At 62.2% G+C, this 23795-nt stretch carries 21 protein-coding genes; 5 read left to right on the forward strand and 16 right to left on the reverse strand.

Annotated features, from left to right (window positions below):
- Positions 1-136: 136 nt before the first annotated feature.
- The 6 genes from QMO80_RS10465 to QMO80_RS10490 all read right to left on the reverse strand — a co-directional run bounded on the left by QMO80_RS10465 (position 137) and on the right by QMO80_RS10490 (position 6403).
- A complete protein-coding gene (locus QMO80_RS10465; RefSeq protein ID WP_283199977.1) occupies positions 137-1315 on the reverse strand; it encodes a GGDEF domain-containing protein in 1179 nt (392 codons plus the stop codon).
- Positions 1316-1598: 283 nt separating this feature from the next.
- Positions 1599-2639: a dihydroorotase gene (gene pyrC, locus QMO80_RS10470; RefSeq protein WP_283199978.1), complete on the reverse strand. Its 1041-nt coding sequence runs from the start codon at positions 2637-2639 to the stop codon at positions 1599-1601.
- A gap of 116 nt (positions 2640-2755) precedes the next feature.
- Complete coding sequence (locus tag QMO80_RS10475; protein ID WP_283199979.1) at positions 2756-3388, reverse strand: nucleoside triphosphate hydrolase; 633 nt, start codon at positions 3386-3388, stop codon at positions 2756-2758.
- Positions 3385-4167, reverse strand: coding sequence for an ATP-binding cassette domain-containing protein (locus QMO80_RS10480; RefSeq protein ID WP_283199980.1), 783 nt, complete (start codon positions 4165-4167; stop codon positions 3385-3387). The genes QMO80_RS10475 and QMO80_RS10480 overlap by 4 nt, the downstream gene beginning before the upstream one ends.
- Before the next feature lie 2 nt (positions 4168-4169).
- A complete protein-coding gene (locus tag QMO80_RS10485; protein WP_283199981.1) occupies positions 4170-5234 on the reverse strand; it encodes an ABC transporter permease in 1065 nt (354 codons plus the stop codon).
- Positions 5235-5383: 149 nt separating this feature from the next.
- Positions 5384-6403 (reverse strand): sugar ABC transporter substrate-binding protein, encoded by a 1020-nt coding sequence (locus QMO80_RS10490; protein WP_283199982.1) that lies wholly within the window; start codon positions 6401-6403, stop codon positions 5384-5386.
- A gap of 227 nt (positions 6404-6630) precedes the next feature.
- Between QMO80_RS10490 and QMO80_RS10495 the strand changes: the two genes are divergently transcribed.
- From QMO80_RS10495 to QMO80_RS10505, 3 genes are all read left to right on the forward strand, one after another.
- Entirely contained in the window at positions 6631-7878 is a 1248-nt protein-coding gene (locus tag QMO80_RS10495) for an ROK family transcriptional regulator (protein WP_283199983.1), read from the forward strand.
- On the forward strand, positions 7862-8338 hold the full coding sequence (locus QMO80_RS10500; protein ID WP_283199984.1) for an RbsD/FucU family protein: 477 nt from the start codon (positions 7862-7864) through the stop codon (positions 8336-8338). The genes QMO80_RS10495 and QMO80_RS10500 overlap by 17 nt, the downstream gene beginning before the upstream one ends.
- Before the next feature lie 518 nt (positions 8339-8856).
- Complete coding sequence (locus tag QMO80_RS10505; protein WP_283199985.1) at positions 8857-10404, forward strand: bifunctional diguanylate cyclase/phosphodiesterase; 1548 nt, start codon at positions 8857-8859, stop codon at positions 10402-10404.
- Positions 10405-10639: 235 nt separating this feature from the next.
- On the opposite strand, the gene QMO80_RS10510 is transcribed toward QMO80_RS10505, so the two are convergent.
- The 9 genes from QMO80_RS10510 to QMO80_RS10550 all read right to left on the reverse strand — a co-directional run bounded on the left by QMO80_RS10510 (position 10640) and on the right by QMO80_RS10550 (position 19194).
- Complete coding sequence (locus QMO80_RS10510; protein ID WP_283199986.1) at positions 10640-11677, reverse strand: 4-hydroxyproline epimerase; 1038 nt, start codon at positions 11675-11677, stop codon at positions 10640-10642.
- A 53-nt stretch (positions 11678-11730) separates the two neighbouring features.
- Positions 11731-12981, reverse strand: a complete 1251-nt coding sequence (locus QMO80_RS10515; RefSeq protein ID WP_283199987.1) for an FAD-binding oxidoreductase — start codon at positions 12979-12981, stop codon at positions 11731-11733.
- Positions 12982-13062: 81 nt separating this feature from the next.
- Positions 13063-14340, reverse strand: a complete 1278-nt coding sequence (locus QMO80_RS10520) for an alpha/beta hydrolase (RefSeq protein ID WP_283199988.1) — start codon at positions 14338-14340, stop codon at positions 13063-13065.
- Between the two features lie 575 nt (positions 14341-14915).
- Entirely contained in the window at positions 14916-15797 is an 882-nt protein-coding gene (locus QMO80_RS10525) for an aldo/keto reductase (protein ID WP_283199989.1), read from the reverse strand.
- 242 nt (positions 15798-16039) lie between these two features.
- Positions 16040-16675, reverse strand: coding sequence for a TetR family transcriptional regulator (locus QMO80_RS10530; RefSeq protein WP_283199990.1), 636 nt, complete (start codon positions 16673-16675; stop codon positions 16040-16042).
- A 1-nt stretch (position 16676) separates the two neighbouring features.
- Positions 16677-17366 carry a class I SAM-dependent methyltransferase gene (locus QMO80_RS10535; RefSeq protein ID WP_283199991.1) on the reverse strand — a complete coding sequence of 230 codons (690 nt, stop codon included), beginning with the start codon at positions 17364-17366 and terminating at the stop codon, positions 16677-16679.
- Between the two features lie 493 nt (positions 17367-17859).
- Positions 17860-18156, reverse strand: a complete 297-nt coding sequence (locus QMO80_RS10540) for a hypothetical protein (protein WP_283199992.1) — start codon at positions 18154-18156, stop codon at positions 17860-17862.
- Positions 18157-18310: 154 nt separating this feature from the next.
- Positions 18311-18682 (reverse strand): cell surface protein, encoded by a 372-nt coding sequence (locus tag QMO80_RS10545; protein WP_283199993.1) that lies wholly within the window; start codon positions 18680-18682, stop codon positions 18311-18313.
- Positions 18683-18873: 191 nt separating this feature from the next.
- The gene (locus tag QMO80_RS10550) at positions 18874-19194 is read right to left on the reverse strand and encodes a hypothetical protein (protein ID WP_283200166.1); all 321 of its coding nucleotides are present in this window, start codon (positions 19192-19194) and stop codon (positions 18874-18876) included.
- Between the two features lie 391 nt (positions 19195-19585).
- Between QMO80_RS10550 and QMO80_RS10555 the strand changes: the two genes are divergently transcribed.
- Together QMO80_RS10555 and QMO80_RS10560 are read left to right on the forward strand one after the other, a co-directional pair.
- Complete coding sequence (locus tag QMO80_RS10555) at positions 19586-20998, forward strand: MATE family efflux transporter (RefSeq protein WP_283199994.1); 1413 nt, start codon at positions 19586-19588, stop codon at positions 20996-20998.
- 31 nt (positions 20999-21029) lie between these two features.
- Entirely contained in the window at positions 21030-22256 is a 1227-nt protein-coding gene (locus QMO80_RS10560; RefSeq protein ID WP_283199995.1) for an adenylate/guanylate cyclase domain-containing protein, read from the forward strand.
- 351 nt (positions 22257-22607) lie between these two features.
- On the opposite strand, the gene QMO80_RS10565 is transcribed toward QMO80_RS10560, so the two are convergent.
- Positions 22608-23585, reverse strand: a complete 978-nt coding sequence (locus QMO80_RS10565) for an enoyl-CoA hydratase-related protein (RefSeq protein WP_283199996.1) — start codon at positions 23583-23585, stop codon at positions 22608-22610.
- Between the last annotated feature and the right edge of the window lie 210 nt (positions 23586-23795).

Consider the following 23795-nt stretch of genomic DNA (forward strand, 5'->3'; position numbering starts at 1 on the left):
ATCGCCAAACGGCAAGGGATGTGAAGGACGGTAACTGGATGCATTCACCATAACGCCAGAGTGTCAAACGTCGGGCGTCGCGGGGCGGCTGGCCGCATCCGGCCAGGGGCGACATTATGAGAGGAGCCGTCAGGAATCAAGACGCCGTGCGCGCCACCTCGAGCGGAACCGCCTGCAGGTGGCCGGCCAGCTCGACCCGGTTGCGGCCGCCCCGCTTGGCGGCGTAAAGCGCCTTGTCGGCGGCACTCAACATGGCATCGAAATCCAGGCTCTTGGCGCGTCCGGGCGCAACGCCGACGCTGACGGTGCATTTCAGCACCTGGTCATCGATCGGGATCTCGCGCGCCTCGAAATCCCTGCGGATGCGCTCGGCCGCCAGTTCCGCCCGGCCGGGCATGGTCTCCTTCAACACCAGCGCGAACTCCTCGCCGCCCAACCGTGCGGCAGTATCGCCGGGGCGGCGATTGGCTGAGAGTTCGGCGGCGAAGACCTTGATCACGCGATCGCCGGCCGCATGGCCGAAGCGGTCGTTGACGGATTTGAAATGGTCGATATCGAAGACGATGACGGCGGTGGTCGAGCCCATCGGGCGCGTGCCGTATTGATCGAACAGGGCGCGGCGGTTGAGCAGCCCGGTCAGCGGATCGGTGATCGCCTCGAGCCGATGGCGGGCGGCAAGCCGCCACTGATGCAGCGCCAGCGACAGCGCGCCGATCCCGGTCATGCCGGCGATGCAGACGGCAAGGCTCAGATCCTCGGCCCAGTTGCTCGGCGCCTTGCCGAGCACCAGCTTGCCGTCGGAAATCAGCACGGCGGCGCAGAGCACGAAGGAGATCGCCGTCAGCGTATAAAGTGCCGAGATGCCGAGGATCGGCGCCGGCGCTTCGGCGCGGGCGAGCCAATATTGCCGAGCGGTGGCAAAGAGCAGCAGGGCAATGGCGAGATTGTCAGCGATGAAGGCCAGGCCGTCATAACCCGACACCAGCGGCACGATGGAGAAGACCATCGCCGCCAGGGCGCGGATCGCAATGCCCGGCAAGGGCAGGCGGCCGGTGAGAAACTGCCGGCCGGCACCCCAGATAGTGGCGAAACCGGCATGAAACAGCACGAAATTGGCAATGCCGAAGCCTATCTCCGGCCTGTCCACATAGGCGCTGTAGACAAAAATGCCGCTGACGACGAAGACTAGGCCGACGGTGGCGGTGAGCAGCACGGTTTCGGCCCGGCGGACAAGCCAGCCGCCCATCAAGGTCACGGCAAGGCACGCCGTGGACACGCCGAGCGCCAGCAAGAGGGAGTTATAGTCAAGCATCATGCTTTTTCAGTCTCCGCGACCGCGGCCACGCCGGATAATATTGGCAACCTATGCGATCGGAAGTGAGGAATGTCTTACGCATTCCGTTAAAAAATGATGCACTGCACAGGGAAATGTTAGGGCGGTAACTTCGAGGCGAAGCTCGCGCATGAGGCGCCCCTCATCCGGCTGCCGCCACCTTCTCCCCGTAAACGGGGCGAAGACCAACCTCTCGCGGGGCACGTCCCCTCGCCCCGTTTTTACGGGGAGAGGGTTAGGGTGAGGGGCACTTGAGGCTTGGCGCTTACGCCACCACCCGCCAATGCAGCGGAAACATCGGATCGAACACCGTCACCGTACCAGCGCCGGTTTCGATCCTGGCGGGGAAGACGACCGGCTCGGCCTGCTTTGCCAGCGTGATGCGTTCCTCGTTCGGTTGCAGCCCGTACCAGGCCGGGCCGTTCAGCGAGGTGAAGGCTTCGAGCTTGTCCAGCGCGGCCTCCTGCTCGAACACATGGGCAAGGCAGCTCATCGTGTTGATCGAGGTGTAGATGCCGGCGCAGCCGCAGGCGCATTCTTTCAGCGGGTCGACATGCGGGGCGGAATCGGTGCCGAGGAAGAAGCGGGCGTCACCGCTGACGGCGGCGGCGCGCAGCGCCAGCCGATGGTTCTCGCGCTTGGCGACCGGCAGGCAGTAATAATGCGGGCGGATGCCGCCGACGAGGATGGCGTTGCGATTGATGATCAGGTGATGGGTGGTGATCGAGCCGGCGAGATTTGATTTGGCCGCCTTGATGTAGTCGATGCCATCCGCTGTCGTCACATGCTCCATCGTCACCTTCAGCTCCGGCAGGCGGCGGCGCAACGGATCGAGCACGGTGTCGATAAAGACCGCTTCGCGGTCGAAAATATCGACCTCAGGCGTCGTCACCTCGCCATGGACGCAGAGCGGCAGGCCGATCCTGGCCATGCGCTCCAGCACCGGCATCGCCTTTTCCATGTCGCGCACGCCGCCATGCGAATTGGTGGTGGCGCCGGCCGGATAAAGCTTGACGGCGGTGATCAGGCCGCTTTTGGCGCCCGCCTCGACATCGTCGGGGCTGGTATGCTCGGTGAGATAGAGCGTCATCAGCGGCTGAAAGCGATGACCGGCCGGCATGGCTTTCAGGATGCGCTCGCGATAGGCCGTCGCGTCCGCTGTGGTGACCACCGGCGGCACCAGATTGGGCATGATGATGGCGCGGGCGAAGGTGCGGCTCGTATCGGCGATCACGCCTTCCAGCATGGCGCCGTCGCGCAGATGCAGGTGCCAGTCGTCAGGGCGGCGGATGGTGATCGATTGCATGGCAGGCCTCCGAAGCGATGCGTCTGCGGCCTCGAATAACACTAAAGCGCGTTGCATTGAAATCGATTCATGCAACGCGCTTCAGCTCTTTGTTCATGCATGTCGTCGTCGCGGCATCATGCCAGCGCGATCTCCAGCGTCACATCGGCCGGGCGGCGGTTTTCGAGGATCAGCCGGCCGTTCGGCAGGTCGTTGTCGTAAACCTTGGCGCTGGCGGCCTCTTCGCTGAGATTATATCCGCGCCAGCGCGCCCAGAGCCGCTCCTCGAGCACTTCGATCGGCGGCGCCAGCATGATTGAAAAGTCGAAGACGCCATCGAGTTCGGCCCATTTTCCCTGCGTAAACAGCAGGTAGTTTCCCTCGACGATGATGAAGCGGTCCTTCGGGTCGATCGGCCGGGCCGAGGCGATGGCGAGTTCGCGCGAGCGGTCGAAGACCGGCGCCAGAACCTCCTGGTCGGCCCGCCGGACGGCGGCGATGATATCGAGGAAGCCGCGGACATCGAAGGTTTCAGGAATGCCCTTGCGGGCCAAAAGGCCGCGCTCGATCAGGATGGCGTTATCCATGTGGAAGCCGTCCATCGGCAGGACCGCAGCACTTTCGCCTCTGGCTTTCAACGCCGCCGCCAGATTGTCGGCCATGGTCGACTTGCCGGAACCCGGCGGGCCGGCAATGCCGATGAGGAAGCGTCTGCTATCGCCGGCGCGGCTGAGAACCTCGCCGGCGATTTCCTCGGTGCTGACCGTCATGCCGGAACCGGCTCCGTCGGCACCGCCTTGGCGCCGGTCATGAAGGCGACGGCGTCGGACATGGTGTATTCCTTCGGGTCGATCACCGTCAGGCGGCGGCCGAGACGGTGGATATGGATCCGGTCGGCCACCTCGAAGACATGCGGCATATTGTGCGAGATCAGCACGATCGGCAGGCCGCGGGCGCGCACGTCGAGGATCAGCTCCAGCACGCGGCGGCTTTCCTTGACGCCGAGGGCGGCCGTCGGTTCGTCCATGATGATCACCTTGGAGCCGAAGGCGGCGGCGCGGGCGACCGCGACGCCCTGGCGCTGGCCGCCGGAGAGGGTTTCCACCGCCTGGTTGATGTTCTGGATGGTCATCAGGCCGAGCTCGGAGAGCTTGTTGCGCGCCAGCTTTTCCATCGCCGGCCGGTCGAGCATGCGCAACATCGAGCCGAGCACGCCCGGTTTGCGGATCTCGCGGCCGAGGAACATGTTGTCGGCGATCGACAGCGCCGGCGACAGAGCCAGGTTCTGATAGACGGTTTCGATACCGGCCTCGCGCGCTTCCATCGGCGAGCGGAACTGCACCTGCTTGCCTTCGAGGGTGATCACCCCCTCGTCGGGGGTGACGGCGCCTGAAATCGCCTTGATCAGCGAAGACTTGCCGGCGCCGTTATCGCCGATGACGGCGAGGATTTCGCCCGGGTAAAGATCGAAATCGGCATTGTCGAGCGCGGTCACGCGGCCGTAGCGCTTGACGAGACCGCGGGCGGTGAGAAGGGGTTCGCGAGCCATGATTACACCGAAACCTTTCTGATCCACTGGTCGATGGCGACGGCGGCGATGATCAGCACGCCTGTCAAAAGGACTTTCCATTGCGGGTCGGCGCCGAGCATATTGAGGCCCATCGAGACGACGCCGACGATCATCGCACCGAACAGCGTGCCGAGGATGGAGCCGCGGCCGCCGAAGAGCGAGATGCCGCCGATCACCGTCGCGGTGATCGCCTGCAGGTTATAGTCGGTGACCGCCGAGGACGGCGAGATCGAGCCGTTGCGGCCGATCGAAACCCAGGCGGCGAAGGCGGCGATGACACCCGAGATGGTGTAGACGGTGAGCAGCACCTTCTTGGTCTGGATGCCGGAGAGCTTGGCGGCTTCAGGATCGTCGCCGACCGCATAGACGTGCCGGCCCCAGGCGGTGTGATTGAGCACATACCAGAGCAAGAGGACGAGCAGCACCATGGCGATGACGCCGAGGGTGAGCACGGCGCTGCCGAGCCTGAAGCTCGCAGCGAAAAGATGCAGCAGCGGCGCCTGTTCGTCGACATCGGTGTCGCGGATCGTCTCATTGGCGGAATAGATGAAATTCGTCGCCATGACGATATTCCAGGTGCCGAGCGTGACGATGAAGGGCGGCAGTTTCATGAAGGCGACGAGGAAGCCGTTCAGCAAACCGCAGAGGCCGCCGACGAGGAGGCCGCCGATCACGGCGATCGGCGTCGGTACGCCGTAGGTGATGGCGACATTGCCCATGATGACAGCCGAGATCACCATGATGACGCCGATCGAAAGGTCGATGCCGGCGGTCAGGATGACCAGTGTCTGGGCGGCGCCGAGAATACCGACGATGGCGATTTGCTGCAGGATCAGCGTCAGCGTATAGGACGAGAAGAACCGTCCGCCGATCGTTGCCCCGAAGATGATGATCGCCAGCACCAGCACGATCAGCGGCACGGCGGCCGGCGTCGAGTGCAGAAAATGCTGGGCGCGCTTGATCAGCGAGACATCCTGGTGCTCGAAGGAGGCGACATTCTTGTCGCTGCCATCGAGGACGCGTTCGAATTCCTGAGTTCCGGTCATGGTTCCTCCTCCGCATCCGCGCGCCGAACCCGCGCGGAGGCCGTCACCCTATTCATCCGTTCGTTGCTTAGCCGGGGGGCGACGGCACATCGTCCGTCGAAAACGGCCGGGGATCAAGCCCCGGCCGTTTCTCTTTCAAGAGATCGGGCTCAGCCCCAGCACTTGTCGGTGCCTTCCTTGGTGTCGATCGACTTGACGCCGGAAACCGGCTTGTCGGTGACGAGCGAGACGCCGGTGTCGAAGAAGGACTTGCCTTCGGTCGGCTTCGGCTTTTCACCCGAGTCGGCGAACTTCTTGATCGCCTCGATACCGAGCGACGCCATCAGCAGCGGGTACTGCTGCGAGGTGGCGCCGATGACGCCTTCCTTGACCGACTTGACGCCCGGGCAACCGCCGTCGACCGAGACGATCAGCACGTTCTTTTCCATGCCGACGGCCTTCAGCGCCTGATAGGCGCCGACAGCGGCCGGCTCGTTGATCGTGTGGATGACGTTGATACCAGGATCCTTCTGCAGAAGGTTTTCCATGGCCTTGCGGCCGCCTTCTTCATTGCCGTTGGTCACGTCATGGCCGACGATGCGCTTGTCGTCTTCGTCGCCGATCTTGTCCGGGTTCTTCGGATCGATGCCGAAGCCGATCATGAAGCCCTGGTCACGGAGAACGTCGACCGTCGGCTGCGACGGTGTCAGGTCGAGGAAGCCGACCTTGGCGTCCTTGGCCTTGTCGCCCATGGTTTCCTTGGCCCACTGGCCGATCAGCTTGCCGGCGAGCAGGTTGTCGGTGGCGAAGGTGGCGTCGGCGGCATCGGCCGGCTCGAGCGGCGTGTCGAGCGCGATGACCAGCAGGCCGGCGTCGCGGGCCTTCTTGACCGCGGGCACGATGCCCTTGGTGTCCGAAGCCGTCAGCAGGATGCCCTTGGCGCCATCGGCGATGCAGCTTTCGATCGCGGCCACCTGGCTTTCGCTGTCACCGTCGATCTTGCCGGCATAGGACTTCAGCGAAACGCCGAGTTCCTTGGCTTTGGCCGTCGCACCTTCCTTCATCTTGACGAAGAAGGGGTTGGTGTCGGTCTTGGTGATCAGGCAGGCGGAAACATCCGCCGCCATGACAGGAGCGGAAAAGGCGACACCAAGCGCCAGCGCGCCGAAAGCGAGAACAGATTTCTTCATGGAACTCCTCCCAGAGTTTGCCGGCGCCGCCCCTGCGGGCCGGAATTTTAAGATATGGCACTTCGCCGTGGAGTGTTAAGCTTCCAAAGCCGTCCCGTGCCCTTGACGAGGGCAATTAAGAGCGAAAAGAAATCGCCTTGTCAATAAATAAATCCAATTGAATTATTAATTCGATGTGGCATGCTCCGTTCAAATCGGGCATAGGCCAACGATCGGGAGGAGCGGCCATGTCGACCTTGGATGGACCGGAACACACGCCGGTCCCGCCGCCAATTCTAAATCCGGCCGGAGGTGCGAACCAGGTCAGGGTCCGGGCCTATAATGAACGGCTCGTGCTGTCGCTGGTGCGCCTTTACGGCGCGCTGTCGAAGGCCGATATCGCGCGCCGCAGCGGCCTGTCGGCGCAGACCGTCTCGGTCATCATGCGGGTGCTCGAGAAGGAAGGGCTGCTGTCGCGCGGGGCGCCGGTGCGCGGCCGCGTCGGACAGCCGTCGATCCCGATGCACCTCAACCCCGACGCCGTCTATTCCTTCGGCCTGAAGATGGGCCGGCGCAGCGCCGATCTGGTGCTGATGGATTTCGTCGGCCGCATCCGCATGCAGCTGCACCGCACCTATGCCTATCCGCTGCCGCATGAAATCCTCGCCTTCGTCACGGCAGGCATCGAGGAGATCGAAAGCCGGCTCGACGACAAGCAGCGCGGCCGCATTGCCGGCCTCGGCATCGCCGCCCCCTTCGAGCTGTGGAACTGGGCCGAAGAGGTGGGCGCGCCGCCCGGCGCCATGGAGGTCTGGCGCGAGGTCGACCTGCAGGCCGACATCGTCGCGCGCGTCTCCCATCCGGTCTTCATGCAGAACGACGCGACCAGTGCCTGCGGGGCCGAACTGGTGTTCGGCGTCGGCCCGTCCTACCCGGATTTCGTCTATTTCTTCATCGGCTCCTTCATCGGCGGCGGCATCGTGCTGAACTCGGCGATCTTCTCCGGCCGCACCGGCACGGCGGGCGCGATCGGGCCGCTGCCGGTGCGGGGCAAGAACGGCGAGACGATGCAGCTGCTCGAAATCGCCTCGATCTTCGTGCTCGAAAACATGCTGCGCGAACGCGGCATCGATCCCGAGCCGCTGTGGTATTCGGCCGACGACTGGGTGGATTTCGGCGAGCCGATGGAAACCTGGATCCAGGACAGCGCCAAGGCGCTGGCGCAGGCGATCGTCGCGGCCGCCTCGATCGTCGATTTCAGCGCCGCCGTCATCGACGGCGGTTTTCCCCATTGGGTGCGCAGCCGCGTGGTGCAGGCGACGATCGACGAAGCCGCCAAGCTCGACCTGCAGGGCGTCGTCATGCCCGAAATCATCGAGGGCGCGGTCGGCGCCCAGGCCCGCGCCATCGGCGGCGCCAGCCTGCCGATCTTTGCGCGTTACCTCACAGACCAGAACGTACTCTTCAAGGAGGTAGACCATGCTGAAGGGACTTGATCCGCTGTTGAGCCCGGAATTGCTTTTCACGCTGCGCGCCATGGGCCACGGCGACGAAATCGCCATTGTCGACGGCAATTATCCGGGTGTCGAACATGCCCGCCGGCTGATCCGGCTCGACGGCCATCATCTCGTGCCCGTCCTCAACGCCGTGCTCAGCGTGCTGCCGATCGACGATTTCGTGCCGGAAGCCATCTTCCGCTCGACCGTCAAGGCCGAGCGCGACAAGCTCGATCCGGTGCACGAGGAAATGATCGACTGCTGCGCCCGCCACGAGCCGCACCGCCAGGTGGTGCCGCTGATCGGCCCGGATTTCTACACCAGGGTGAAGGCTGCCCATGCGGTGATCCAGACCAGCGAGCCCCGGCTCTACGCCAACATCATCCTGCGCAAGGGCGTGATCTATCCGAAAGAGCCGGGCGCCCAGGCGGCCGCCGGGGTGGATCCGTTCGTCTATTAGGATGGATGCATCCGGGCACGGATGACCATCCAAGAAACAGGCGCTAAGAAAGCCTCATCCTGAGGCACCCCGCAGTGACCTCGAAGGACGAGGCGGATGTGCCGGCGTTCGAGGCATGCAAGGAGCAGCGTTGGAAGGTGTCCTTCGAGGCTTCGGCCTTTGGCCTACGCACCTTCAGGATGAGGGACGTAGGAGGATGCCGCGGCTCCATCGCGAGCGGCCTGCCCGTCAAGCGCGACATTCCAGAGAGCCTTATCCTGAGGTGCCCCGCAGGGGCCTCGAAGGGTGAGGCGGGTGCGCCCACGTCCCAATTGCGGACAAGCTATCCGTTTTGCGCAGCGAAACGCCTGTCGTCTGATCAGGACAACGCGCCATTAACCTTGGAAGCTCACAACGATCTTGCGGACTTGTCGGCGCTGCGCGTTTCGGCAATTTCTGCAATGCTTGAAAGCATATCGGGGACGATGCGGTTCTGCGAGCTGGCCATGAGGGCTCTTCACACAACAGGAGCCTGTTCTATGCCTCGCATCCAAGCAACCAGACCCCAGATGGAGATACTGGCCTGGCTCTCGATCTTCCTGCTTCTCTTCTGCCTATCCTGGCGCTTCGATTGGCATGAGGGGCTCGATGGGTTCATCGAGCGGCATCACGACTATCCGCTGGATCACGCGCTTCTTGCCCTCAATATCTCCGGGTTTCTGGGGCTCGTTTATTCCGCGCTGCGAATCCGGGATCTTTCCAGCGAGGTCAATCGCAGACTGCAGGCCGAAAAGAACGTCGACTGGATTGCCTGCCACGACACGCTGACCGAGCTGCCCAACCGCAGATTTCTGGATTCGATATGCGCGCAGGCGATGGCCGAGCAAAGAGCGCACGAAAGCTATGCCGTGTTCAGCATCGATCTCGACGGCTTCAAGAAGGTCAATGACCTGCTGGGACACGATCACGGCGATGCGGTGCTGAAGACGGTTGCGCAGCGGCTTTCCGCCCTCTTTCCCCGCGAGCATGTTTTCCGCCTTGGCGGAGACGAGTTCGTCATTCTCTCGCGGCGAACCGGAAATCCCGATCTTGCCGCTTTGGCGGACCGCATCGTCAGCGTGATCGGCAAACCGTTCACCTTCAATGGTGTCGCCGTCGACCTCGGCGCCAGTGTCGGTTTCGCAGTTTATCCGGAGGATGGCAACGACCTCGCTCAAGTCATCCGGCATTCGGACTGTGCGATGTATGTGGCGAAAAAGCAGGGGCGCAATCTGGTGAAGTCCTTCCTGCCTTCGATGCAGGACGAGTTGGCGAAACGGATTCGAATAGAAAGGGATCTGCGCGCGGCGATCAGGAAGGCGGAGATCGTTCCCTATTACCAGCCGCTGGTGGACCTGAAGGCGAACAAGATTATCGGCTTCGAGGCGCTGGCACGCTGGAAGACGGCTTCCGGCGCATTCATCCCGCCGAGCGAATTTATTCCGGTGGCGGAGGAAGCCGGCCTGATCGTCGAACTGACGGATCAGCTGCTTCGCAGCGCCTGCACCGATGCGCTTTCCTGGCCAAGCGAACTCGTCCTGTCCTTCAATCTTTCTCCGATCCAGCTGAGCGACCGGTTGCTGGGCCTCAGAATTCTCAAAATACTGGGCGAGGTCGGGCTTCCCGCGCACAGGGTCGAGCTCGAGGTGACGGAGAGCGCCATCATCCAGGACGCCGTCACGGCGCGAATCGTTCTCGACGATCTGGTGAATGCCGGGGTCAGGATTGCGCTCGACGACTTCGGAACGGGCTATTCCAGCCTCTCGCAGCTCTCCAACTACCGCTTCGACAAGATCAAGATCGACAGGAGTTTCGTCGCCTCGTTCGAGACCAACGACAAGCAGGACAAGGTGATCAAGGCCATTATCGCTCTCGGCGCCGGACTTGGCGTGACGATCACGGCCGAAGGCATCGAAGAGGAAAGCCAGCTTCAGCGGCTTCAGGATCTCGGCTGCGACATCGGCCAGGGATATCTGCTCGGCAGACCGGCGCCGATCGAGGAAATCACCGCGGATCAGATCGGCACCAGGATTTTGCAGCGCGGTTGATGGGGCAGGCACGCCGCCCTCTCTCCGGGTGGTTGCTGAGCGGCCGAGCGGGTTGCCGTTGATCGGTGCCATGCAGAGTGGCCGTTGGCACAGCACCTTCCGGCGACACAAGCGCGACCTCCCTCCGCTCTCATCCTGAGGTGCCCCGCAGGGGCCTCGAAGGACGAGGGCGGCCACCGGCGTCTTCTCGGCAAGCCTCCGGCCTGCGCACCTCATCAGGATGAGGGCTGAACGCTCAAATCTCCCCCGCCGATGGTCCCCAGACATCCGTCAGCGCAAAGCCTGCGGGATGCGGGTCGAAGGGGTCGAGAGCCACCTGGGTCAGGCCGAAGGTGAAGCCGCGGCCGGTGATCGTCGGGATGACGGCGGGGCGGCCCGCCACCTCGGTCACCGCCTGCAGCCCGACCTCGAACTCGGAGCCGATGATCGATTTCGAGGTGAAGACATCGCCGACCTTGGCCCTACCGCGGGCATGGAGCGCGGCGAGATTGGCGGAATTGCCGGTGCCGCAGGGTGAGCGGTCGGCCCGGCCCGGCCACATGGTGGTGCAGGTGCGCACCGTGCCGTCGGTCTCGGTATCGCGGAACATCACATAGGCGACGCCTGAGATCGCCGGGATCTCGGGATGGACGACCTTGATGTCGCGGTTGATCAGTTCTTTCAGGATCATGCCGGCCTGGACGAGGCCGGCGGCATTGGCCTTCTCGATCGTCAACCCGATCTGGCCGACATCGACCAGCGCATAGAAGATGCCGCCATAGCAGAGATCGGCTTTGATCCTGCCCCAATGCGGCGTGTCGATCTCGACATCAAGCTGATGCACGAAGGACGGCACCATGGTGAGCCTGACCTTCTCGCAGCGGCCGTCGCGGCAGGTTGCCGTCGCCTTGACGAGGCCGGCGGCGGTTTCGAGCGTCACGATCGTCTCCGGCTCCTGCATCTCGACGATGCCGGATTCGAGCAGCGCCGTCGTCACGCAGATCGAGTTCGAGCCGGAGCTCGCATGCGCCTGGTCGGGCTGCAGGATGATGAAGGCGGCGTCCGCTTCCGGATGCCTTGCCGGCAGCAGCAGGTTGACCGAGCCGATCGGCGCGCCGCGCGGCTCCAGGCAGAGGAAGCGGCGCAGCTCGTCGCCCTTCGGATCGGTGTTCAGCCAGTGCAGCTGGGCGGCGATGGTTTCACCGGGAATTTTCGGGACGCCGCCGATCGCGACGCGGCCGATTTCGCCTTCGGCATGGACATCCAGCAGCTGGATCGTGCGCTTCCATCTCATAGAAGAAACTCCGGTTCAGAGGTGACGGGCGACGCCGCCATCGACAGTAAATCCTAATATCGGTCTATGCGGAACGGGGTGATGTCGAGGGACGGTTTGAGCCCGGTCACCATATCGCCGATCAGCCGCGCTGTCGTTGCGGCATAAGTCAGGCCGAGATGGCCGTGGCCGGTCGCATAGAAGACACCCGGCATCTTCGACGACGGCGAGATGATCGGGATGGTATCGGGCAGCGCCGGGCGATGGCCCATCCAGTCCGTCGCCTCTTCGAGCTTCAGGCCGGGCAGCGCGCGCTGGGCATGGCGCACCAGCACCCGCGGGCGGCGGAAATCCGGCGCCGCGTCGAGGCCGGCGAGTTCGACATTGCCGCCGACGCGAATACCGCCCGCCGTCGGCGTCACCATGAAGGCGCGCGCCGGCCAGATTACCGAATAGCGCATGGAGATGCCCGGCTTCATGATCTGGGTGTGATAGCCGCGCTCGGTTTCGAGCGGGATCGGCTCGCCGAGCTTTTCGGCGAGGAAGCGGGTGTGGACGCCGGCGGCAAGCACGACGGAACCGGCCTCGATGCGGCCGCCATCTTCGAGGAGAACGACGGCGGTGCCATCGCCCTTGCGCTCGATATTCCGCACGGTGCCGGAGACGAAGGCCGCACCCGCAGCTTTGGCCGCCTCGGCGAGTTTGACCACCAGCTGATAGGGATCGCGGATCGACTTGTTGTCGGGCAGCAGCACGGCCTTGGCGATCGAAGGCGAAAGGGCCGGCTCACAATATTGGATGGCGCCGTCGCTCAACACTTCGAATTCGAGACCGTAGCGCTGCATCATGGCGATATGGCCGCGATCGGCGGCAAATTCCGCCTCGGTCTCATAGATCGCCAGACACCCCTCCTCGGTCATCAGCTCGGGCGCGCCGATTGCCTCGAGCATCTGCCTGAAATCGCCGAGCGCCTGTTGCGACAGGCTCATGCCGGCATCCTCGATCGCTCGGAGGCGCGACGGGCGGCCGGCGGCAAGGAAGCGCAGGAACCAGGGCAGCATCTTCGCCGCATAGGAGGGCCGCAGCCAGACCGGACCTTCCGGATCGAGCAGCCAGCCTGGCATTTTCCTCCAGGTCGAAGGGCCGGAACCGGCGGCGAAATCGAGCGCGATGCTTGCCATATTGCCGAATGAGGTGCCGCGCCCCGGCTCGCCCTTGTCGACCAGCGTCACCGCAAGCCCGCGCCGCTGCAGTTCGAAGGCGATCGAGGCGCCGATCACGCCTGCGCCGACGACAACCACGCTTTTCTTCGTCTCATCCACCATGCATCAACCCACCCAGACGGCAGACAGAATTGCCGCTCGCCACTCTGATATATCAGATCCGTGGTGATGCCTATGGAATTTTTACTGGCTTTCCGGCAGGCCGGCGCCGACGCTGTCGCCGACCGAGCCGACGGTATTGTCGACCGACCGGCCGAGGCGCTTCAGCTGGGCATCGTAATTGCGGCGGGTGCGCGGATCGAAGATGGCGATCGGCGTGCTGACGGCGACGCTGACGGCACTTCCGGCCGTCTGGGCAGCGCCCATCGCTACCGCGCCGACGGCTTCGCCGAGGCCGACATTGGAATCGGTGATCGTCTGGCCGGCGATCAGCCGGTCGCCGATCAGCTTCACCACTTCGGGGCTCTCGGCGAATTTGCCGTGGTTCAGCCGGTCGCCGCCCTTGAGCTTGGTGAGATCGAGCACGGTGATGCCGGCCGCCTCGAGCTTGCTGCGATAGGGTTCGGCGGAAGGATCGATCTGGCCGAGGCGATCGACATTGCCGGAGATGCGCCGCGACAGCGCCAGCGCCCGGTCGTCCCTGGAGACGAAGATGGTGAAGTGCGGCTTGTCCTTGCCGAGGCTGACGAACTGGCGGCCGAAGACGTCGACATCGAGATCCGGCGAGGCGAGGATGACATTATTGATCTTCGACGCGACGTGGCCGTTGCGGATCGCCATTTGTCTCAGCGCTTCGACGGTGAGCCAGGTGCCCATCGAATGCGCCATGATGGTGACGTCGCTGACGGCGGGATTGGCGGCGGTGCGGGTCAGCAGTTCTTCCAGCGCATCGCGGGAATAATTGGTGCTTTCCTTGTCGTAATTGTAATCGAAGATGCTGGCGCGCGAGGGCCAGGTGAAGACGACGGGCGCGACGTCGGCATGCGAATCATGGACGATCTGCGCGAAGCGGTAGACGGCATCCTCATAACGATTGTTGAAACCGTGCACGAAGATCAGCACCCGGCGGCTTTTCGGCATATGGCCCTTCAGCCAGCTCTCGCCCGCCCGCTCGCCTTGGAGCGGATCGACGGACACGGTGACGAAATCGCGTAAGGGATCGGCCGGCAGCCGCTTTGGCCATTGCACCTGGCCGACCTTGCGATTGGCCTCCGGCGGGATCGAGACATCGACGGCATTGACGGTGAGCCCGGTGCCGCGTTCGCCTGAAAAAAGCACGGCGGGATTGTCGTCGGCCGCGCGCGTCGTAGCGACGAGAAGATCGACCTTCGAGGTGCCGGGCGGCACGCTGCCGGCCGCCTGCATGACGCCCACCGGCCTGCCGCCGCAGCCGGCAAGCGTAAACGCCGCCAGCAGAAGACCTGTCAGAGCCGCCCGCGGGCCGCGCCATTTGCCGATCATGATCAAACTCCAACCGGTTCGCGCACCGACAGGCGGCGCCCGTTCAAATAGGCTGACGACGGCTGCGGAGTCAAATTGCGTAGAAGGAAGAGCTTGATTGGGAAAACGAAAAGAGCCTGGCGCGGGAGGAGGTGCGCCAGGCTCTTGATCCTGACTGACAACTGGGAGGAGGAGTGTTGTCAGTCCGATGTAAGAGCGCTGGGAGGAGGAGTGCGCTGCTTACGAAGATAGTGATACCCCATTCATTTGATCGGGAATAGCGAAAATACCGCAATGCAGCAATGCGCTGGATGCAAGGCTTGCCCTGAAATTAACAGGTAGTCGCCTTATTTTTTAGCATGTTTGACCAGGTGGTCAAAATTGTGCGGAAAGTTTAGCCTGCGAGGAGGTTGCCGCCCGCCCCTCATCCGCCTGCCGGCACCTTCTCCCCACGCGCGGGGGAGAAGGGGATATGCCGCGACCTCTCGGTCCCTCGCTAACGTCTCGTGTGGCAGGTCCCCTCGCCCCGTTTACGGGGAGAGGGTTAGGGTGAGGGGCAGCGCTGAGCACTACCAGCGATTACCAATTCGCCCCGCTCAAGCCGCCTTGAACACCTTCCGGCCCTCGGCATCGAGCGCCGAGAATTCCTCGTCCGACAGGGTGATATCGACGGCCGCGACGTTTTCTTCGAGGTGCTTGACCTTGGAGGTGCCGGGGATCGGCAGCATGACGGGGCTGCGCTTCAGCACCCAGGCGAGCGCGATCTGGCTCGGCGCGGCATTGTGTTTCTTGGCGATCGTATCGAGCAAGGAGCCTGGCTTGGCGAGATCGCCGGCGGCGAGCGGGAACCAGGGGATGAAGCCGATATTGTGTTGGGCGCAATAATCGAGCACATCCTCGCTGGTGCGGTCGACGAGATTGTAGCGGTTCTGGACGGTCGCCACCTTGAAGTGTTTCGAGGCCGCCTCGATGTCGGCAACCGAGACTTCGCTTAAGCCCGCATGGCGGATGAGACCGGCATCGAGCAGCGATTTGATCGCATCGAATTGCTCCTTGGCCGGCACCTTCGGATCGATGCGGTGCAGCTGCCAGAGGTCGATCTGTTCGAGCCCGAGATTGCGCAGGCTCTTATGCGCCTGCTGGATCAGATATTCCGGGCGGCCGACCGGCAACCAGATATCGGGGCCGTGCCGCGTCAGGCCGCCCTTGGTGGCGATGACGGATTTGCCGCCATAGGGATGCAGTGCCTCCTTGATCAGCCATTCGGAAATATCGGGGCCATAGGAATCGGCGGTATCGATGAAGTTGACGCCAAGTTCCGGCAGGCGTTTCAGCGTGCGGATGGATTCGGCGTGATCGTCGGGCTCGCCCCAGATGCCTTTGCCGGTGACGCGCATGGCGCCGAAACCGAGGCGGTTGACCGCGATCTCGCCGCCGATCTTGAAGGTGCCTGACTTGGCTGCGTTATGACTGGACATGATCTTTCCTCTCCTGGTCAATGAAATCGTTAAAGTCGGTGGAGCGGTCAGGTGCCGCCCGGTTCACCTGCCATGGCGGGCGCCTGGCCGAAAGCGATGCGGGCATGGTGATGATCCGCTCATCATCATGGGGATGTTGAGAATGTGGCCGTTGTGACGCTTGCACATATAGGAGGACGCCGCGGGGCCGGACAGGGATGGCGCTGAAAATGCCGCAGGGCGCGCGGATTCATCGATACGCATCAATGCCCGGTCTTCGCCGCGTCGCCGAATTCCGCCAGGATCGTCCACAGCTCGGCGAAGATCTCACGGGCGAGATCCTGCGGTGCTGCGCCCGGCGGGCGCTGCTGCCAGAGTTCGCCCCCGACGCGCAGCGCGCCGATGACGACCGCCGCCAGCACGCGCATGCGCGACCGCTCCCGCGGATCATTTCCCTTGCGCAGAAGCAGCGCCTCGGCGAGCTTCTGCTCCAGCCTGGCATATTTCAGCTGGTCGCGGGCCTTCAGCGCCGGCGTGCGATGGATGAGTTCGCCAAGCGCCAGGCCGCGTTCGTCGACGGAGGCGACGACGGTGGCGGTGATCGCCGCCTCGACCACGGCCACCGAGGATTCTTCTGCCGGTCTTGCGGCGATCGCCGCCATCAGCCGATCGGCGAAGCCATCCTGCCAGGCGAACACCACCTCTTCCTTGGAGGGGAAATAATCGAAGAAACTGCGCTTGGAGACGTCGGCCGCCTCGGTGATGTCCTCGATGGTCGTGGCCTCGAAACCGCGCTGGAGAAAGAGGGTCATAGCCGCCTGCTCGATGCGCTCGCGGGTCTGCCGCCGCTTGCGTTGCCGCCTGCCTTCCGTCGCTGCCGTCCGCTTGCTGTCAGCCATTTCAGCCCGGCATCATCGTTCGGCCGCCGGTTTCGTTGGAAAAGGCGGCGATATCGTCGAGTTCGGCTTCGCTCTCACGATAGCTGAAGCGCTCGCGCGACAGCTCAAGCGGTTTGCGGCGGGAAATCCTGTAGACGGAGGCCGGCGGCAGGTTGCGCACCGTGCCGCCGATGCGCACCGCCTTCAGGCCGAGACGGTCGAGGATCGGCCGCGGCACCGGGCAGCGCGGCCCATAGGTAAATTGATAGACAGCCCCGCCCGGCCGCATATAGGCGAAGGCGCCGGCCAGGATCGAGGCGATCTTGCGCGGCGACATGGACAAAAGCGGCAGGCCGCTGACAACGGCGCCGACCGGCTCACCCTCGAAAATATCGGCATGGGCGAGTTGGGCCGCATCCATCTGCAACACGCGCGCCATCGGGAAACGCGCCTGCAGCGCGGTGATGAATTCCGGGCCGTACTCGATCAGGGTCAGATCCGCCTCGCTGACGCCGCGCGCCAGCAGCGCCCGGGTGAAGACGCCGGTGCCGGGACCGAGCTCGATGATCGGCCCGTCAAGCGCGGCAATTTCACTGGTCATGATCCTGGCAAGCGAATCGCCCGACGGTGCGATGGCCGCGACGCGAAGCGGGTTGCTGATCCAGGAGCGGAAAAAATGCAGGAAATCGGAGCATGCGGCCTTTGCGGTCATGACTATCCCACCTGTCTGAAATTCGATTGATTATGAAAAGCGACCATCGCGGCGAGCATGGCAATTCCAAGGCAGGCGCATCAAACACCCGCCCGACCAGGCGATCGACGCGAATTTTTCGGTTGAAACTCGATGTTTGCTTGTACTTATTGCATCTTTGCATTTGATGCGAGATTTAAGAGGCGATGCCAAGCAGAGATGACAACTTCTTTCGCCCTTCGGCGCCGCAGGCCCCTCACCCTGACCCTCTCCCCGTAAACGGGGCGAGGGAACGTGCCGTGCGAGGCGCTGGTGAGGGACGGAGAGCTTGCGGCATATCCCCTTCGCCCCGTTTACGGGGAGAAGGTGCCGGCAGGCGGATGAGGGGCTCTCCCCTTGACCATCACCCTCGCACATTGAGGCTGACGACCTTTCCCGCGTTCATGAATCGGCGGGATCGAAGGCGAACCGTCACAGCGCGGCCGCTCGCGATTGCGAACGGCCGAGCGCCTCGTCAATAATTGCAGCCGGAGCTGCTCGTCGGGTTGAAGCCGAGCTTGCAATCCATGTTGAGGGGCTTCTTCGGGTTCGTCATATAAGGTGTCGAGCGCGTGCTGTCCGCGCGCTCGCCGATCGAACCGGTCGTGCGCCTGTCATGTTCAACCTTGGTTTCCTGGGCAACCCGGCGCGCAGTTGCGCCGTGCTCCGTCGCGCTCGACTGGGAGGGGGCTGCCGCGGCTGGAAAGGCCGCGAGGCCGAGGATCGCACCGAGGGCCGCGGCGGTCAGGCCGGTCTTGAAGGTGGTGGTCATAATCGTCTCCTTGGGAGGATTCAGGGACTTTACGCCCCGGAGTTAGGAAGGCGATCTGTCACAATCCACGGCGCCAAAGCGGAGGTCACGGATATATGAGCGGCCCCATGACCGAGAAAAAGGCGGCTCGTCGCCGCCTCTTTCATTTGCCGGCTCAATAGCCGTTATCGCAGGGCATGCTGCCGGGACCGATCGATCCCGAAAACGTGGGGTTGCACATTTCCGGGGCCGCCGGTCTGTTCACCGGCTGGCGGACGATGGAGCCCGTGGTGCCGGGCTCGACGCCGAAGGCGGCAAGCGGATACCAGTAGCCGTCGGAATGGCGGCGGGTGCCGGGGCGTTCGGTGCGGAAGCCCTGATAGCCATGCCAGGACCCGGCATGTGGTTTATATTGCATCATTTTTACGACTTGGACATCGGGCGGTCGGACCGCCTGGACGGGGGCCGCCTGCACTGGAGCAATCGAAGCGAGGGCGAGAAAGGCGCCGAGCGCTGTGGTGGAAGAGGTAAGTCTGGGCATCTTCATGATAAACCCTCCTTCGTGGATTTACCTGATGAAAATGCCTTTCCCAACGGCGGAGTTCCCCGTTCACATGCAACTTCCAAAACTCGTGATTGCAGGCGATCCGGCGTGAGAAAATCGCCGAAAAACGTGAAAAGTCGCGATCGGCGGAAGGGCTCAAGCGGCGCTCGGGCGGAATTACGAATTCTCTGTTCTCAATTCGCGTATAATGTCCGGTAGCCCTGGCCGGAGAGGCAGGCGACATATTGCCGGTGGGCCGCGGCGCGCGCTATCGTTTCCGCCTCCAGCTCGTCGGCCCCGGCATAGCCCGTCAGCTGGGCGCGCAGCTCATACCGTCTCCTCGCCTCACGATACATGGCGTTGCCGTCAGTCATGCAAATGCCATGCGCAACAGCAGGCGGATTGACCGGCACGCCGATTGCCAGGAGCACCGGATCATTGGCATGGTCGATGCAGCCGGCAAGCGCCGTCATCATCGTCAGGACTGCCAGGGCCCGAAAAATTCCCACCATCATGCATTCCTCCGGCCGCAGCGCCTCTGAGATCATCAGACCTGCGGGTACATCAGCAAGGTTGCGCGAAACTAGAATTACAGCTGCATTTTTGATTTGAGGTGTGCTGCCTTGCTGCGGCTTGGTGTGCCCGTCGCCAAAACGACCGTGTGACGCATGAAGGTTCAATTCGCCGTCGTACAAGGCGGGTTTGCGATCCGGCGAATTTCCTGGATCGACCACCGGATCAATTGCTGATGTCGGGCTCTGAGCGCGGCCTCTTTTTTAGGGGTCGCATATCAACTGGAATTCTATGGACTGCGCTTTTAGATTTCGAACGAAATCTAATGTTGACTTAGATGACAAAAGACCTCTAAGTAGGTCCAGTTGCGAACGCTATTCGCGGGGCCTAGCCATGAATCGTCCCTCTTCTTCGAACATAATTCCGGTCCAGCAGCAAGAGGTTCGACTTGGCGTGCTGGATGGCCCAATCATCCCAACCATTCTCAGTCTTGCAACACCAACGATCCTAGTCCTCGTGATCCAGACACTCGTGGGCGTGGCAGAGACCTATTTCATTAGTTTCCTGGGCACTGACGCACTTGCCGGTGTCAGTTTGGTCTTCCCGATACTGATGCTCATGCAAATGATGTCGAACGGTGGGATCGGAGGCGGGACGGCTGCAGCCATTGCACGCGCTCTAGGGGCAGGTCGTCGAGGAGATGCCGACGCGCTGGTTTGGCATTCTATCGTCCTTGCCTGTGCTCTTGGGGGGATTTTTACTGCGCTTGCGCTTCTATTTGGATCGACCCTTTTCCGATCCATGGGAGGGGAAGGCCAAACGCTCACTGCGGCGGTCACCTACTCATCCGTGGTATTTTCGGGCTCCGTTCCGATCTGGATCACAGCGCTCCTCTCATCCGCTTTGCGTGGAGCGGGCAATCCAAGAATCCCGGCCTTGGTGATTTTTGGGGGGACGATTGTGCTTCTTCCTCTGTCTCCAGCCCTTATATTTGGCTGGGGCCCCTTCCCGATACTTGGTATAGCCGGTGGCGGGCTTGCCATCGTGGTCTATTATTTGATCGCAGCTGTAGCCCTTGTATTGTATCTAAGATCGCCAAACACATTTCTGAAATTGAAGGTTGTTCCTCTGGAACGACGACTGTTCGGCGAGATACTCGGCGTAGGCCTGCTCTCCGCGATTGGAACCGTCCAGGTCAATTTGACCGTAACCTTCGTCACCGCCGCCGTTGGCCATTTTGGAGTTGACGCATTGGCCGGTTACGGCATTGCCTCCCGTCTCGACTACCTCCAAATTCCTGTGATCTTCGGGCTCGGGACTGCGATAGTAACGATGGTAGGCCTCAACATCGGCGCCAACCAAATCGAGCGGGCTCGCCGTATCGCATGGATCGGCGCTTTTCTCGCGTTCGGATTTTCGGGGATAATTGGCATTATTGGGGCGCTTTGGCCGGCGGTCTGGATGAGAATCTTCAGTGATGACCCCGACGTTTTGAACCAGGGTTCCCTATATCTGAAGACGGTAGCGCCTTTCTATGGGTCCGTCGGTCTGGGTCTCGCCCTTTATTTCGCCAGCCAAGGTGCAAAGAGCGTCCTGTTGCCGGTGCTTGCCGGAACCGTTCGAATGGTAATTGCAGCCTTCGTAGGATGGTCTGCCGTCCAATGGTTAGGTGTTGACCTTGTCTCACTCTACGGCATCGTCGCGTTTGCTGCGCTCGTATACGGGGCACTCACCGCTGCGGCCATTTACTGGGGAAAATGGACGCGTGACGCGGTATCCCTACTCGAGCACGGTAAATCGCCTTGAACGGCAGGATCCACCAAGATAAGGGCGATCAATGAACGAGCTTCGGAGCCTTGCCGCTTGGATCATCGACAAGGGCATTTGCAGCAGCAGCATCGAGGAAATTCTCCTGGGCTCAAGCAAACGACTTGTCGCACTCGGATATCCCGTTATGCGCCTGTCGATTTTGATGCCGTCACTTGATCCAACGCAACGCGGATTTTCTATATCGTGGTCATCGTCCACAGGTGTTTCCACCGAAATAACAACTCATGGAACTGCCGGCCAAGAGTCGTTTGAACGGTCCCCCGTCTTTTATTTGCTTTCGAATGAACTCCAATTCGCTCGGTGGAAGCTATCCGAGGGTGCAGATAAGCACCCTTACCCAATTCTTTCCGAGTTGCGTGAACAAGGTGCAACCGACTACGTGCTGAAATTGATCTCATTCCCCGGCGAGGCGGTGCTCGTTGGCATGGGTTTTTCGATGGCAGCAGACGGTCCCCAGGGGTTCTCACAAAAGCAGATCGACGACCTCGATATGTTTTTACCCGCGTTGGGTCTGGCATGTTACCGCATTGCTGCAACCCGAACCGCTACAGAAATGCTTGCTGTCTATACGGGTCCACGAACGAGTGGCAGGATTTTGAGCGGTCAGACCGCGCGCGGTGAGGGCACTGCTATCTACGCCGCAATTCTCCTGGCTGACCTCAAGAACTTTTCCGCATTGAGCGAGGTCTACGGTGCCAACCGGATCGTGGCATGGCTTAACGAACACTTCGAGGCAATAGGCGGTGCCGTCGAAGCTAATGGCGGCGAGATATTAAAATTTATGGGCGACAGCGTCCTATCCATTTTCCCGGCCGATCTCGATATGCCGGCAAACGCGTGTAAAAAGGCCTTTGTCGCGGCTCAGATGGCCCATACCGCCAACGACAATCTCAACCGGAGGCGATTGGCAGCAGGCGGCCCGGAGCTCTTGGTCGATGTGGTTTTGCATGTGGGTGAAATCTTTTATGGAAACGTTGGATCGCCTCGACGTCTCGATTTCACAGCCATCGGGAAAGCCGTTAACGAAGCCGCACGGATCGAGAGACTGTGTGACGCGGTAGGGCGAAGACTTTTGGTCTCAGAGAGCTTCGCAAACCATTTCGAGGACGTCTTCGAGAAAGTAGGAACGTTCACTCTGCGGGGCATCGCCGCAGCCGCCGATGTATACGGAATAATGCCTCACCTGGCCGATGGACGTTCGCTTTCAGCTTCGGAAGCCGATGTTGAATCTTGACCGGGCAACTTTTCGTAGGCTGTGAGCGAGCGATATTTGCGGCGAGCTGTTTGCTAAATGACTCGCTCCCGCTGCTTTCAACAATATGAACTAGCCCCCGAGTCTATCTTCCGTCCCCATCTGCCGGCACCGCCTCGGCGGCGCCGGCAGCACCGATCGAGCCGAAGATCGTTGATCTGGTACACGGGGGCAAGATCGAGATCGATTGGATTATTACCCAGGAGAAGGGCGAGCATCGGAGAGAGGTTGTCCTGGCCATCCCCTCCGGTGCCAGCTTCTCCTACCGTGCGCATGTCCTCGTCCGTATTCTCAGACCAGCCGTGGACAGCGCGGATGTAGTTCGCTTTCGGTTCAGTTACCATGAAAGACAGGGGGACGACCTTCCGATTGCGCGGCCAGGCCTTCGATGAAGTCCTTGGTACGATAGAGTGCAGCATACTGAGCGCCGAGCTGCGAGAACGCCTCGGCATCACCAGAATCAACGGCCAAATGCGCTGAAGTCAGAGTCGCCGCCACGCCGAGCGGCGCATTGGCTGCAATATTGGTGGCGATCTCAATCGCGCGATCGAGGGCACCTTGGGGCGTCTTGACCATCTCCTGCAGGGTGCCCATCCGGTACGCCTCTTCGGCGGTCCAATGATCTCCACTGAGCATGTATCGCATCGCATTGCCCCAGCCAGCTTCACGGACGAAGCGTACGGTCGAGCCGCCACCAGGGAAGCGACCATGCGCGTTTTCGTCCTGACCGAAATTGGTTTCGGCTGCGGCGACCCGGATATCCGCCGAGAGGAACAATTCGTGGGCTAAATTCCAGGTATCACCGTGAACGGCGGCAATCAGCGGCTTCTTGCGCTGTGTTGGGCCGTAGTTGAGAGGATTGATGACGTGGGTCAGGCCGGCGAGGGGGCCCTCGCCGTTCGCGACGGCTCTGTATGCTTCCACGTCGATGCCGCGTGAAAACCGCTCGCCGTGGCCAAACAAGATCGCTGCTCGCAACGACGGATCGTGGTCATAATCATAAAGGGCTCTCGCCAATGCCTGAAAGGTTTCCGGATCGACCCGATTTTCGATGGCGGGGCGATTGAGGCCGAACAAGGCCACTTGGCCGCGGCGTTCGATGGTTAATTTGGCGCCAGAGCCAAGGCGCACCTCCACCAGCGTCGTAGCTTGTGCCGGCTGCACGGCCGCAGTCGATTGCGTGGGTTGAGTTTGCTGGGTCCGCTCTGCACCGAGGACAGACGTGGCCGCTGTGGTCACGGGGACAATGGCAGCTATCGTTGCGGTCGCCTTGATGAGATCGCGACGCGCGATGATCGGCTCGTTCTTCATTCTCGATTCTCCGTATTTCGTGGCCATACGGCCTGTGTGCCTGTTGGTCGCTTGTTGGCCGGCTACCCGCCGACGGAGGGGCACGCTCAAGGAGGCGGCGCGTGGGAGGCGGCGCGTGGGAGGCGGCGCGTGGGAGGCGGCGCGTGGGAGGCGCAAGAGAACAGGGCCTGGAAGGGCAAAGTCTGTAAGGACCGCATTCGCTATCCCGCG

Source organism: Rhizobium sp. BT03, assembly GCF_030053155.1.
GTDB lineage: Bacteria > Pseudomonadota > Alphaproteobacteria > Rhizobiales > Rhizobiaceae > Rhizobium.

Excerpts from the sequence above, each read along its gene's own strand:
- QMO80_RS10465 (WP_283199977.1), bottom strand. The coding sequence starts at position 1,315 with ATGATGCTTGACTATAACTCCCTCTTGCTGGCGCTCGGCGTGTCCACG.
- pyrC (WP_283199978.1), bottom strand. The coding sequence starts at position 2,639 with ATGCAATCGATCACCATCCGCCGCCCTGACGACTGGCACCTGCATCTG.
- QMO80_RS10475 (WP_283199979.1), bottom strand. The coding sequence starts at position 3,388 with ATGACGGTCAGCACCGAGGAAATCGCCGGCGAGGTTCTCAGCCGCGCC.
- QMO80_RS10480 (WP_283199980.1), bottom strand. The coding sequence starts at position 4,167 with ATGGCTCGCGAACCCCTTCTCACCGCCCGCGGTCTCGTCAAGCGCTAC.
- QMO80_RS10485 (WP_283199981.1), bottom strand. The coding sequence starts at position 5,234 with ATGACCGGAACTCAGGAATTCGAACGCGTCCTCGATGGCAGCGACAAG.
- QMO80_RS10490 (WP_283199982.1), bottom strand. The coding sequence starts at position 6,403 with ATGAAGAAATCTGTTCTCGCTTTCGGCGCGCTGGCGCTTGGTGTCGCC.
- QMO80_RS10495 (WP_283199983.1), top strand. The coding sequence starts at position 6,631 with ATGTCGACCTTGGATGGACCGGAACACACGCCGGTCCCGCCGCCAATT.
- QMO80_RS10500 (WP_283199984.1), top strand. The coding sequence starts at position 7,862 with ATGCTGAAGGGACTTGATCCGCTGTTGAGCCCGGAATTGCTTTTCACG.
- QMO80_RS10505 (WP_283199985.1), top strand. The coding sequence starts at position 8,857 with ATGCCTCGCATCCAAGCAACCAGACCCCAGATGGAGATACTGGCCTGG.
- QMO80_RS10510 (WP_283199986.1), bottom strand. The coding sequence starts at position 11,677 with ATGAGATGGAAGCGCACGATCCAGCTGCTGGATGTCCATGCCGAAGGC.
- QMO80_RS10515 (WP_283199987.1), bottom strand. The coding sequence starts at position 12,981 with ATGGTGGATGAGACGAAGAAAAGCGTGGTTGTCGTCGGCGCAGGCGTG.
- QMO80_RS10520 (WP_283199988.1), bottom strand. The coding sequence starts at position 14,340 with ATGATCGGCAAATGGCGCGGCCCGCGGGCGGCTCTGACAGGTCTTCTG.
- QMO80_RS10525 (WP_283199989.1), bottom strand. The coding sequence starts at position 15,797 with ATGTCCAGTCATAACGCAGCCAAGTCAGGCACCTTCAAGATCGGCGGC.
- QMO80_RS10530 (WP_283199990.1), bottom strand. The coding sequence starts at position 16,675 with ATGGCTGACAGCAAGCGGACGGCAGCGACGGAAGGCAGGCGGCAACGC.
- QMO80_RS10535 (WP_283199991.1), bottom strand. The coding sequence starts at position 17,366 with ATGACCGCAAAGGCCGCATGCTCCGATTTCCTGCATTTTTTCCGCTCC.
- QMO80_RS10540 (WP_283199992.1), bottom strand. The coding sequence starts at position 18,156 with ATGACCACCACCTTCAAGACCGGCCTGACCGCCGCGGCCCTCGGTGCG.
- QMO80_RS10545 (WP_283199993.1), bottom strand. The coding sequence starts at position 18,682 with ATGAAGATGCCCAGACTTACCTCTTCCACCACAGCGCTCGGCGCCTTT.
- QMO80_RS10550 (WP_283200166.1), bottom strand. The coding sequence starts at position 19,194 with ATGATGGTGGGAATTTTTCGGGCCCTGGCAGTCCTGACGATGATGACG.
- QMO80_RS10555 (WP_283199994.1), top strand. The coding sequence starts at position 19,586 with ATGAATCGTCCCTCTTCTTCGAACATAATTCCGGTCCAGCAGCAAGAG.
- QMO80_RS10560 (WP_283199995.1), top strand. The coding sequence starts at position 21,030 with ATGAACGAGCTTCGGAGCCTTGCCGCTTGGATCATCGACAAGGGCATT.
- QMO80_RS10565 (WP_283199996.1), bottom strand. The coding sequence starts at position 23,585 with ATGAAGAACGAGCCGATCATCGCGCGTCGCGATCTCATCAAGGCGACC.